This is a genomic window from Loktanella sp. M215, assembly GCF_021735925.1.
Lineage (GTDB): Bacteria > Pseudomonadota > Alphaproteobacteria > Rhodobacterales > Rhodobacteraceae > Loktanella.
The window spans coordinates 130,801-142,230 of the sequence record NZ_WMEA01000006.1 but is presented as its reverse complement, the minus strand read 5'-3'; the positions used below and the strand labels follow the sequence as shown (position 1 = coordinate 142,230).

At 57.7% G+C, this 11,430-nt stretch carries 7 protein-coding genes and 3 pseudogenes; 8 read left to right on the top strand and 2 right to left on the bottom strand.

Going from position 1 to position 11,430, the window contains the following annotated elements; translation table 11 throughout:
* From GLR48_RS23915 to GLR48_RS23905, 3 genes and pseudogenes are all read left to right on the top strand, one after another.
* A pseudogene (locus GLR48_RS23915) lies at positions 1-403 on the top strand (IS21 family transposase); the annotation flags it as partial.
* A pseudogene (istB, locus tag GLR48_RS23910) lies at positions 393-1,186 on the top strand (IS21-like element helper ATPase IstB). The pseudogenes GLR48_RS23915 and istB, both read left to right, overlap by 11 nt.
* An 82-nt stretch (positions 1,187-1,268) precedes the next feature.
* Positions 1,269-1,619, top strand: a complete 351-nt coding sequence (locus GLR48_RS23905; RefSeq protein ID WP_237066507.1) for a hypothetical protein — start codon at positions 1,269-1,271, stop codon at positions 1,617-1,619.
* Between the two features lie 421 nt (positions 1,620-2,040).
* Here the strand turns inward: GLR48_RS23905 and GLR48_RS23900 are convergent, their stop codons facing one another.
* The gene (locus tag GLR48_RS23900) at positions 2,041-2,844 is read right to left on the bottom strand and encodes a hypothetical protein (RefSeq protein ID WP_237066505.1); all 804 of its coding nucleotides are present in this window, start codon (positions 2,842-2,844) and stop codon (positions 2,041-2,043) included.
* Between the two features lie 1,497 nt (positions 2,845-4,341).
* Between GLR48_RS23900 and GLR48_RS23895 the strand changes: the two genes are divergently transcribed.
* The 4 genes and pseudogenes from GLR48_RS23895 to GLR48_RS23880 all read left to right on the top strand — a co-directional run bounded on the left by GLR48_RS23895 (position 4,342) and on the right by GLR48_RS23880 (position 9,203).
* Positions 4,342-5,610, top strand: a complete 1,269-nt coding sequence (locus tag GLR48_RS23895) for a hypothetical protein (RefSeq protein ID WP_237066503.1) — start codon at positions 4,342-4,344, stop codon at positions 5,608-5,610.
* Positions 5,611-5,654: 44 nt separating this feature from the next.
* Positions 5,655-6,352: pseudogene (locus GLR48_RS23890) on the top strand (transposase); the annotation flags it as partial.
* Between the two features lie 488 nt (positions 6,353-6,840).
* Positions 6,841-8,031, top strand: a complete 1,191-nt coding sequence (locus tag GLR48_RS23885; RefSeq protein ID WP_237066501.1) for a response regulator — start codon at positions 6,841-6,843, stop codon at positions 8,029-8,031.
* Between the two features lie 440 nt (positions 8,032-8,471).
* Positions 8,472-9,203, top strand: coding sequence for a hypothetical protein (locus tag GLR48_RS23880; RefSeq protein ID WP_237066499.1), 732 nt, complete (start codon positions 8,472-8,474; stop codon positions 9,201-9,203).
* 50 nt (positions 9,204-9,253) lie between these two features.
* Here the strand turns inward: GLR48_RS23880 and GLR48_RS23875 are convergent, their stop codons facing one another.
* Positions 9,254-10,420, bottom strand: coding sequence for a nucleotide sugar dehydrogenase (locus tag GLR48_RS23875; protein ID WP_237066497.1), 1,167 nt, complete (start codon positions 10,418-10,420; stop codon positions 9,254-9,256).
* 321 nt (positions 10,421-10,741) lie between these two features.
* Between GLR48_RS23875 and GLR48_RS23870 the strand changes: the two genes are divergently transcribed.
* A complete protein-coding gene (locus GLR48_RS23870; protein ID WP_237066495.1) occupies positions 10,742-11,413 on the top strand; it encodes a hypothetical protein in 672 nt (223 codons plus the stop codon).
* Positions 11,414-11,430: the final 17 nt, after the last annotated feature.

Sequence of the window (11,430 nt, the reverse complement as noted above, 5' to 3'; positions counted from 1 at the left end):
GCACGATCTACGATTGGCGGCATTACCTGCCGTCCTTCACCGCAAGCCCGGTGCATTGCGGAACGGTGCGCCCTTTGCGGAATTCCCTCCGGCCTTCAAGCAGCTGCAAGACCTCATGCTGCGCAAGCCAGGCGGTGATCGCGAGATCGTCGATATCCTGGCGTTGGTCCTCCATCACGATGAACAGGCTGTGTTGGTCGCCGTGGAAATGGCCTTGGCTGAGGGCGTCGCAACCAAGACCCATGTGCTGAACCTTCTGCACCGTCTGATCGACGGAAAGACGATTGGTGGGCCGGACATCGACACGCCACAGGCCCTTGCTCTGCGCCGCGAGCCAAAGGCCAATGTCGAACGCTATGACGGCCTGCGGGCCCGGACCGCCGGAGGCCGCCATGCGTCATGATCCTGCCAGCGGTGCCATCATCATCATGCTCCGCAGTCTGAAGATGCACGGGATGGCGCAAGCCGTGACAGACCTCATGGAACAAGGCGCACCCGCCTTTGATGCCGCGGTGCCGATGCTCGCCCAGTTGTTGAAGGCTGAGGTCGCAGAACGTGAGGTCCGGTCCATTGCCTACCACATGAAGGCCGCTCGCTTCCCCGCTTATAAGGACCTGTCCGGCTTCGACTTTGCGGCCAGTGAGATCAACGAGGCCACGGTGCGCCAACTTCATCGCGGCGACTTCATGGACGGTGCCCAGAACGTCGTGCTGATCGGGGCCCCGGCACCGGCAAAACGCATGTCGCGACAGCCCTCGGCGTGCAGGCTGTCGAGCATCACCGCCGCAAGGTTCGCTTCTTCTCGACCATCGAGCTCGTCAACACGCTCGAACAGGAGAAGGCCAAAGGTAAAGCCGGACAGCTTGCCGAAAGCCTCGTCCGACTGGATCTCGTGATCCTGGACGAACTTGGCTACCTGCCGTTCAGTGCATCAGGCGGCGCGCTGCTCTTCCATCTGCTGAGCAAACTCTACGAGCGCACCAGTGTCGTCATCACCACGAACCTGAGCTTCAGCGAATGGGCGACCGTCTTTGGGGACCCCAAGATGACAACGGCGCTCCTCGATCGCCTGACCCATCGCTGCCACATCATAGAGACCGGCAACGACAGCTTCCGCTTCAAGGCCAGCGCCGCCGTCGCGGCCCGGAAAAAAAGGGAGGACAACGATGTCTTGACCCAAGCCTGACCACTGAAACATAACATCAAGGTGGGTCAGTTCTCGATGGAAAACCCGGGTCACTTCTGGGTGGAAATCAACAGCAAACCCTTTGATCGTCGTCGACGAGATCTGCAAAGCGAAATCAGGATCTTCCGAGAAGGGGGCTCACTTCTCGTTCTCGGACTCCCTGCTGTCGCTGCTCGAACCCGCTACGGCAAGGGCCTGGGAGTGTCCGTATTTCAGAATCGTGTTCGACATGTCATACATTTCCTGGATTCTGACGTCGAACACCGCAAGCAATATCCCGGAGCCCATCAGGAGCCGATGCCAGCTGCTTGAAGTGCCCGCTCTGACCCCGCTGCAACTTCATGATTTCACCGACCGACAGGCCCGGAAGCTGGGACTGCACAAGCTTCGCGTGAAGCAGCTCTCATGGCCCTCGAACGGGCTCCTGCTATGACACGGCGGCGCATCAGCCTGCGAGACGCCAACAGGATTTTGGACTGCGCCATCGCTCTGGAAGGACGGCCTGTTCTGCAGTGACGAATGGCGCTGAAAATGATGACCTGATGGCAAATGCGGCGGACAACAACAGGTTGTCCGCCCCGCTCGCATTCCGGATTTGAAAATTTGTAGGATGATCGGCTCTCAATGCATGAAGATATGTTGAGGCGGTCATGCAGCCCGGCCACTCTATACGGTTGCCAACTGTGCCCTTCAGAAACGTAGGACGTTCAGCCTTTGGTCCCCTCAGCAATAAGGCGGGCGGTTGCAATGGAGCGGTTATGATCGGCTAGCTTTGCATTACCCTGACACGTAACAAAAAAAGAGCCCCCGGCCGGGGCTCTTTCCTGAGTGTCGTCACCAGACAATTAAAATAATCAGATTGTCATCGTGTCGATACGACGATCCATGAACGGCCTGACCTCATCCAGCGGTATCTGTCGATAGAGATGTTCGACGAGCTGGTTGCCTGAGGCGTGCGTCAGCGTCGTCCGCTCCTCCTGCGTCAGGTCATCAAGATACGCACGTCTGTGATCGTCGACTAAATCAGCCGGGCCGCCGTTTCGCGTGACGCAGTTGCGAACCTGACGGATCAACTCTATCGACGTCACTGCCGGATTTTGATCAGGCGCCCTGACAAGAACGGTCTCGTAGTCCCGCTGCATGATGTCCCCGACCGCCTGTACCGTGCCCGCGTCACCGTGTTTGGCTCTGCGGTAGTCAGCGTTTCCGTAAACAGCTGTTCTGATCGGCTCGTCATCGATAAGTGGCAAGTCCACACCGAAAAGCCGGCCAATCAGTCTAATCATTGAGTTAACTATTTCTGTGATTAGAAGGAGCAGGCGTCTGAACTCGCGGTCAAACGCGTCAAGTTCCGCCGGTCCGATCGCATCTGCCGCCGACTGGCTCCGCTGCACGTGCGCGTTCTGCAGCAGATCCAGTTCCGATGCAGATTCCGCCGCAGGTACGGAGTCAGAGGCGTCCCGGGTCCGCATCGCCAGCCTGCGCTGCGCAGCAGATACCCGTCGCGCGACTGTCAGGCACTGTTCGAACTGGTTGCCGAGCCCACCATGAAGCCGGCTGGATTTGATGCGGTCCAGTGCTGATTTGACGGTTGCCCGGCCGTCCTTGATCGCGAGATAGCTGTCGGTGTACGTCCTGTCGTAGAGAATTGCGGTCATGTCATCGCTCCATTTGATCGTGTCGAATGAAGCGACATTGCGGGCGACGTGCATGAATCAAGCGAAAGATCGAACAGGGCAATGACATAGGATGAGGATACATGAAGATCCTGCCAGCGCCGCCCTTACATCGGTTGAAACGTCAGGACTGGTACCCCGCCCATATTACGTGAGGCCAGTTCTCATGACTGCCCGCGACTGGTCTTTAACAGGGTTGCGACGCTACTGCGTAGCTCTTGGACCTCGGCCTGGAGATTTTCACAGTTCTGTTCTGCGAGAGACAGGCCGACTTCTGCTTTCAATGCGCGAACTTTCCAAAGCTCGAGATATGTAAGCGCATTGCGATACAGCCCTTCCGCGGTACGATCAACGACAACGTCACGACCGCCGGATCGCGTTGCATTCGACAAGATGGAGGCAATGGAGAGAGACTGAAGCAGCATTGGACTTAACCTTGTCATATGTTGAAAAAACATATACCAAATTACTGCAGTATGATCAATTCATAATATTAAAAAGCGAAAATATAATAGGCTGCATCAGGCCAAATCAACGATTCATTGTCCTCGAAACGTTCCGACATCGCATACGCAGAAATACCTGGTGGGCATTCACCCGTGACGTCGCCGTATTTGGCCTGTAGCATGTCCGTGAGGTGCAGGTATTTAAGCTGCAAATACCTCATAGCATACATGTACTTTAATGTGACCCGTCGCGTGACGCCAGAACGACACTTCTGGAGCGCGGACTGATGGGTCATGAAGCGCCAACAGCAACATCCCGGAGCGGCTGTTGCCATCTCGCGACACCAGGACATAATCTTATTATAAAATACAAACACTTGTCAGGATGTGTCAAAAATCATGAAAGACACTGAAATCAGACCCTGACTTCAGCCTGTGAAACTTCTAGCTTCAAACGAGGCCCATTCTATGCCGGATGAATGCTTCAGCCGGGCGCCCTATCGGTGATCGATCGACGGCCAGGGCGTCCGGCAACATCAGCAGACGTCGCGACGTCCCGAACATCATGATCTTGCCGGGTGCGCTGACGCAATGGTCATGTAATACAAGCAATTCGAGATCGACTTGAAATGAGAATTAATTCTCTACGATCTCGATTAAACGCCTCAACGTGCCGGAGCACCAATGTCCACCTCGTGTAGCTTAATGGGGAGGTAATGCGGATAGTAAACGATTTTAAAATTGGCGCCCTGTCGCGAGAGTGGGTCCCGCCATTGAATAATGAAGGCGATTTCGACGGCACGATGTGATAGCCCGCTCGCCCGGCCCTCGATATCGCCGACAGTGCTCACGTTACAGGAACCTGACCCTCCGCGCGCCCAGACTGCGATACGGACAGATAGGACGACCGTCATATGATTAGGTCACGTTGGAAATGAATGCCAACCCATATGCCATTAACTGATCGTTCAGACTTATTTTCAATATCGTAATGGCGACCACGCCAGGATGGTCCGCATGAGAGGATACGACCATGAGCGGACATTCGAACGGCAATGATGGAAATTGGGATGCACAGGACGCAAGCCGTGGATCCTCGCAGGAGCACATGCAGGTGGCACCCCCCTTCCCCATCCCGGAGCAGATCATATCGCGTCAGAGATGTCCGGCGTTACCGTCACGGCATGCGCTCGCTGAGATCATTGCGGCGCGTGAGCAGGTCATGAAACCGGTCGCGTCGCCTGGTGATGCTGGAAGCAAAGGTGGTTACACTTCAGCCTCCAACGGCGAAATCTCTGCCGAGACATCACAGAGGTATCTGCATCGCACCGCAATCCTGATCAAAAGGTACCGACGCGAGTGCAGCATTCATCATTGTCGACTGGATGAGAGCGACGGATATCTTGGCGGGCTCGATGTCCATGCCTTCGCGGTCTGGCTCATGTCACTGAAGCCGGGTCTTAGTGCGGCAACGTGGCGGCTCTACAGACGTGCCGCATACAACGTCATCGGCGGCCTGCCGCACGACGGTACCACGACAGCTCTCAACCTGCTCGACACTGACCGCGCGCGTCATGAAAGCCGTGCCGGTAAAGATCGCACTGGCAAACGCAGTGCGGCACCGCCGCGGAAAGCCACTTGTTTCGATTTCGACGATTTCAACCTGATCCAGCAGACGATCCTCTATCAAATCGTGCGATCTGACACGCCGCAAATTTTGCGCGACTGGATGGTCGCAGGCGTCAGCGTCGGGCTGCGGCCACTTGAATGGCGTGCGACGTCAGTCGAGGCGGTGACGGACCGGGCGACCGGCGCGCGCATGATTTTGCTGTTCGTCATGAACTCGGCAACGACAAACATGAGCGGCAACGGCGTGATGCGGACCATCGACATCACCAATCTGACCGACGCCGCCGTTGGAGCGGTTCAGCGCATGAGCGACCGGGGGCGGGCCTGGAACATGCGCGGGACGTTCGATGACGCGCACGCCACCGTCGCAAAGCTCCTGAGGACCTTGAGCCGGTTACTCTTTCCGCGGCGATTGGTACACTACTCTCTCTACAGTTGCCGTCACCAGTTCATCGCGAACATGGACACGATGTGTTCGGTCGCAGAAGTTGCTGCACTGACAGGCTGCGACATCGGTGGAAAGCCGGGTACACCATCCGTAGCGCTGAAATCCGTCTGGCCCGAGGAGGTGATTGCACGACATCCGCATCCGATCGCATCGGAGGTAGCGGTAGTGCAGAAAATCATGGATCTCCACGATGAGCGCACGCGCTTCAAAACACGCCGACGATGAACGCTACCAGATCCGCCAGGACCAAACACAGCCCTCACGCTAGGTCGGTCTGGGCCATAATCGCTGTGGCGGTAAACACGGATGGGCGGCGTGAGATCATTGGCTTGACCGTGGGACTGTCAGAGGCTGAGACCTGCTGGACCGAGTTCCTGCGCAGTCTCAAAAGACGCGGGCTAGACGGTCTCAAACTGGTGATCTCCGATGCTCATTCCGGTCTGAAGGCCGCGATCGCGCTGATCTTCGATGGTGAGGCCCAAAGCCAATCCAGGGGATCGGTGGCGGCCAAACGGGTAGCGCTGCCGCGTCTACTGGATGCGCAACGCCCTTGCCCACGTGCCCAAGGGCCAACACACTGTCGTTGTCGCGGTAATCCGGCAGGCCTTCAAACAGCCCCGACCAGAAGGGCGCACAGGAGGTCTAGCGCCACGTCGCGGACCAGATCCACCCCCGCTGGTCAAAGCTCGCTACACTGATGGATGAAAGCGAGGCCGATGTCCTGCACCGCGCCAAGCTACACAGCACGAACACACTTGAGCACCTGAACAAGGAGGTGAAGCGCCGGGCCGATGTCGTGGAGATCTTTCTAAACGAGGCGTCGATCATCCGCCTGATCGGCGCGGTGTTCTTCGAGCAGAACGACGACTGGCAGGGCCAGCATCGCTATATGCAGGTGGAGGCTTTCAGCCTCATCGACGCCGTTCAGATCGATCCACTTCTCAGCATCTCAACACAGGCCGCCTGACCGATGTCCGCGAATGGCCATACCCGAATTTACACCAGCTTGACGGACGCTACCTTAATTTTGGGGAGGATTACCCCCGGCGCCCCTGCCCGCAGGGCTGTCGCTGCTGATGCTGATCCTAAGTGGTCTGGACCTGATGCGCCGTCGCTCTCTCTGATTCAATCGTCCGATGGTTTGAAAAGGCCGCACATTCTTATGGATGTGCGGCTTTTCTCATGTCCGGCTGGAAGTCTTATGCCAAGGTAGGCAATGCCACGTTTTATGCGTGCGCATGACAAGGTCCGCTTCTTATTTTCACCACAATCAGGCCATCAAGATGTTCCTAATGCCTCTTAAGGTTGCTCTAACGACTGGGCTTTGACGTAGCATATTTTAGTAAAACATGATCTTTCGACGTATCCCTGCAGGGTCTCTCGGTCGCTTAAGATTTTGTAAAATACGACAATATGCACGCCTGAATTGCAATATGAACGACTGGTGGGCATCAAATGGTATTTGGATATATTCTACTTGGGGTGACGGTGGGCTTCTTTGGCGCCGCGGCCTCGTTTGGGCTTGGCGCCTCGTTCTGGTCGGTGCTGGGAATCTACACGTTGTCGGGATTTGCTGGCATGATTGTATTGCCGTTGATCCATGCCGTGACAAGCGTGCTGAGCGCCCGTGCCGCACCTCAGGCTGACACGGACCATGACATCGCATTCGATCCGGTTCGGGATGCTGCCCCGCTGCAGGCTCCACAGCCTGCCCCCAATGCTGTCTTCACAATCCTAGCGGTGGACGATGACCCTTTCATCCTCGATTTGGTTGACACCATCGGTGCAAGCGCGGGCGCATTCGACATCGTCATGGCATCGTCGGGGGCAGAGGCGCTTGACCTGCTGGCCAGCGCCGACCGGACGTTCAACTATCTGCTGTTCGACATCAGTATGCCCCAGATGAGCGGGATCGACTTGTGCCGCCGGGTGCGCCTGATGCCGCGCTATCAGGACGTGCCGCTTGTTATGCTGACGGCGCTGCGGGACATGGACCATATCGCTGAGGCCTTCCGGGCCGGCGCCACGGATTACGCCACCAAGCCCTTCGACATCGAAGCCCTGCGCAAGCGGTTCCAAGCGGCACACGCTGCATTCAAAGCCCAGACCGACGTCGCGCAGATTGCGGATGGCCAGCGGCAGACACGAACGGATACCCGCATCGATCATGTGGCTCTGTCGCACTACTTGACCCTTCTGTCCGAAAAGGATGCCGCAGCCATTCAGGTCTTCGCCATCAAGATCGACCGCATGGAAGCCCTACGCGCCCGCTACGCGTCCGCCCATCTGACAGCTCTGCTGGATGATGTTGCAAACACCGTCACGGATGCTCTGGAAGCGTCCCAGACTGTGATGGCCTATACCGATGACAACGATCTGGTGATTGCTACCAGTACGATCTTTCCGCTGGAACTGGTTGGACTTGAAGCCCGCGTAGCGCAGTGCGTCCAGTCCTTCGATCCCCGAATAGATCATGGCGACAGCCTTCTGTTCGGCGCCTCGGCTGGTGATCCGGTACGGCTTCAAGGACCTAAAACCCAGCGTGCCAGGCTTGCAATTGGCCGTGCGGTGGACTTTGCCGAGGATCGGGCCCTGTCCAAGCACAGGGGTCCAGTAACCTACCTGCCGCGTGCGTTCGGCGCATGACGTGAACGGAGACTTGGTGAAGACATATACAAAGCTGCTGATCTGTATGGTCCAGTCGCCGATGACTAGATTGTACATGAACACCCTGTCAAACGCGTCCACCTGATTTTGCAGGGCTTTTGGATTCATGACAGACGTATTCTCCATCATCGGATCATAGAGAACGTTGCCGTTCCTGAATCTTGATCCGTTATAACTTCGGCAATCGCTGCGGGCGGCTAAATGGTCGCTGCAAGCGATTTTTGCTTGATGTAAATTTTGCGATGCAAGGCAAACGGACCATATGGTCACGGCATGCTATCACCGATCGCAGGTACCAATGCATCCTTCCGGAGCTACCTGCATCTTCCGTTGCGTAAAAACAAACCATCTGTATACTTTAAGTCTAATATTTATGCTGCTCTGAAACCTAACGGTTCGGGTTGCGTTCATGTTTTATTATGCAAATTCGTCGCAGTGGAATCATTGAAGTTCAACGTATCATGTATCGACTGATTTTTGTCTGTCTGCTGATGGCGTCACCAGCCATCGGGGCGACCTTTACGCCTACGACCGTTGCATTTCTTGATCCGGTCGGGACTGGCTGCATCAATGGCGGCGGATACGACGATCCGTTTCCATCCAGCAAAGGCGTACGCGCGCCCAATTTTTGCATATATAATCCATGTGACCGGGCATTGACCCGGACCGAACTGGGCCGTGATATCATCGGACGCGAGGCGGAAGACTGGGAGTGGGACACCTATTATGCTCGCTATGCCGAGATCTGCCGGGCTGAAGCCGTAAATCAGTCCAAACCGGCGGAACCCATCACGGCCGCGTCGTTCTTTGCACCTCTTCTAATTGGGTCATCCGCACCCATAGGCAGCCGCGGCGAGGTGATATCGTCGCTGTTTCCCAATCCGGGCATCGGGTCGGGAGCGTCGACCGGCGGATTTCCGGTAATAGGCGGTGGTGGTGGAAACATCCCAGGACTTCCGACGATACTCATCACTGGTGGTGGTGTATCAGGCGGCGGCGGTGGTGGCACATCGCCCGGCGGTGGTGGTGGCACATCGCCCGGCGGCGGCGGTGGCACGCCGCCAGTCGTTCCCCTGCCCTTGCCGGGTTTGCTGCTGCTCGGGGCACTCGGAGGCGCTGTCGCTTTGCGGCGAAGGTCAGCTAGACCCTGACCTTGTAGATGTAACATCGGCTTTTTGAACGCCATATCGTGTCACATTGCTTAATCGCCGCCAAAAAGATCACGCGTGAACACTTTGTCGGCCACGTCTGCCAGATCGGCGGTCTGCCGGTTTGCCACTATCATGTCGCAGCGCGCCTTGAAGTCCGCCAAATCCGCTACGACCTCTGATCCGAAGAAGGACGTTTCTTCCATTACCGGCTCATAGACAATGACGGTGACGCCTTTGGCCTTGATCCGCTTCATTATCCCCTGCACCGAGGAGTGCCTGAAATTGTCGGACCCCGCTTTCATCACCAGCCGGTAGATGCCCACGGTCCGGGGGGCGCGGCGCAGGATCTCCTCGGCGATGAAATCCTTGCGGGTGCGGTTCGCGTCGACAATGGCGCGGATCAGGTTCTGCGGCACGGCGGCGTAGTTCGCCAGCAGCTGCTTGGTGTCCTTGGGCAGGCAATAGCCGCCGTAGCCGAACGACGGGTTGTTGTAATGCCCCCCGATCCGCGGATCGAGGCTGACGCCTTCGATCACCTGACGGCTGTTCATGCCGGCGGCTAGCGCATAGCTGTCGAGCTCATTGAAATAGGCGACCCGCATCGCGAGGTAGGTATTTGCGAAAAGCTTGATCGCCTCTGCCTCATCGGGGTCGGTGAAGAGGACGGGCGCGTCCTTGCTGATCGCCCCCTCCAGCAGCAGATCGGCAAAGACGCGGGCGCGGTCGGTCCGTTCGCCCACGATGATCCGGCTGGGGTGCAGGTTGTCGTAAAGCGCGCGCCCTTCGCGCAGGAATTCCGGGCTGAAGATCACCTGATCGGTGCCAAGGTCCCGGCGCAGACCGGAGACGAAACCGACCGGCACCGTCGATTTGACGACGATCAAGGCGGTGGTGTTCACGGCGATGACTTGCTTGATCACCGCCTCGACCGTGCTGGTATTGAAGGCATCGGTGGCGGGGTCGTAATCGGTGGGCGTCGCCACGATGACGATATCCGCGTCACGGGCGGCAGCCGTACCATCGGCCGTCGCGGTCAGATCAAGGGTGCGTTCCGACAGGTATTGCGCGATTTCAGTATCATCGATCGGGCTTTGCCGGGCGTTAAGCTGGGCCACGCGGGCGGCACTCAGGTCCACGGCGATGACGCTGTGATGCTGAGCCAGCAGGATCGCGTTGGATAGTCCGACATAACCGATGCCGTAGATGGTGATCTTCATGCGCGGACATCCCTTTGTTGCCTTGGGATATCTCATAGCGGCTTCCTTGCGCCCCGGTCCAGACGTGATCACACAGAGGTTCCGGTGATGGGACGAATCGGGCTTTCGGTACTGTGACCTAGGCATGTCCGTGAACCGACGGTCGTTTTTCAAGGTGCAATAATGATGGTGTTCGGATCGATCTGTTTCCGATCTCAGCACTTAAGGCCTTGAAATTGCCGTCTATCATAGCTTTGCGATAACGGACTGCCCCGCTTTCGCCCCATCGTGCTGCCATTTTAGGAGTTGCGATGAACGCAGGACGGAAGGGACGGAGTGCACATGCAGAACCTAAGAAGCGGCATATGTGGACTGGCGGTTCTTATGGGGGTCGCAGGTACGGCACAAGCCGTCACCATTGAGGTCATACCGGCCCGGTTGCCGCAATCCGGACCCCTGACCCCCACACAGGGCAGCAAGAGCGTCGCCGCCGGTCTGGTCTATATGACCGAGGCTGCACATCCTGTGGTGGTCGTGACCAAAACCTATGCCGGATTATGCGCCTGCACTAACCTTGACAACACGTTGATTGCGGGCAGCTGCGGCACGGCAGACGCCACCGCGCAGATATTGGCCGATACGGGTCTGGCCGGTGACACCCTTGCGGTGCTTGCGTCATCCCTGCAGACAGTCGCGCAGCCGATATCCGCGCCCGTAGGTAGTGCGGGCATGACGCCGGTGGCGTTTCCTGACCAGTCCGCCACGATTCAGCAGACGTCTCGCATTCCGCCGGACACGCCCCTGCGTCAGGCGGATACTGGCATTGGTCTGGGCGGTGGCGGTGGACAGGTGACACTGACGGCTGCCCCTGCGCCGCCTTCGATCGCTCTGCCAAAGACATCGCACATCGTAATCCTGTCGCAAGTGCCGTTGCCTGCGACAGGCGCGCTGCTGTTCGGCGCCTTGGCCGGGGCCGCTGGTCTGCGTCGCCGCCTGCGTGTCACGCGGACCTGACGCCCCTAACCTGCGGG

What these genes read in the sequence shown, in the direction of transcription:
- GLR48_RS23900 (WP_237066505.1), bottom strand. Translation starts at nt 2,844, where the DNA reads ATGACCGCAATTCTCTACGACAGGACGTACACCGACAGCTATCTCGCG.
- GLR48_RS23895 (WP_237066503.1), top strand. Translation starts at nt 4,342, where the DNA reads ATGAGCGGACATTCGAACGGCAATGATGGAAATTGGGATGCACAGGAC.
- GLR48_RS23885 (WP_237066501.1), top strand. Translation starts at nt 6,841, where the DNA reads ATGGTATTTGGATATATTCTACTTGGGGTGACGGTGGGCTTCTTTGGC.
- GLR48_RS23880 (WP_237066499.1), top strand. Translation starts at nt 8,472, where the DNA reads ATGCAAATTCGTCGCAGTGGAATCATTGAAGTTCAACGTATCATGTAT.
- GLR48_RS23875 (WP_237066497.1), bottom strand. Translation starts at nt 10,420, where the DNA reads ATGAAGATCACCATCTACGGCATCGGTTATGTCGGACTATCCAACGCG.
- GLR48_RS23870 (WP_237066495.1), top strand. Translation starts at nt 10,742, where the DNA reads ATGCAGAACCTAAGAAGCGGCATATGTGGACTGGCGGTTCTTATGGGG.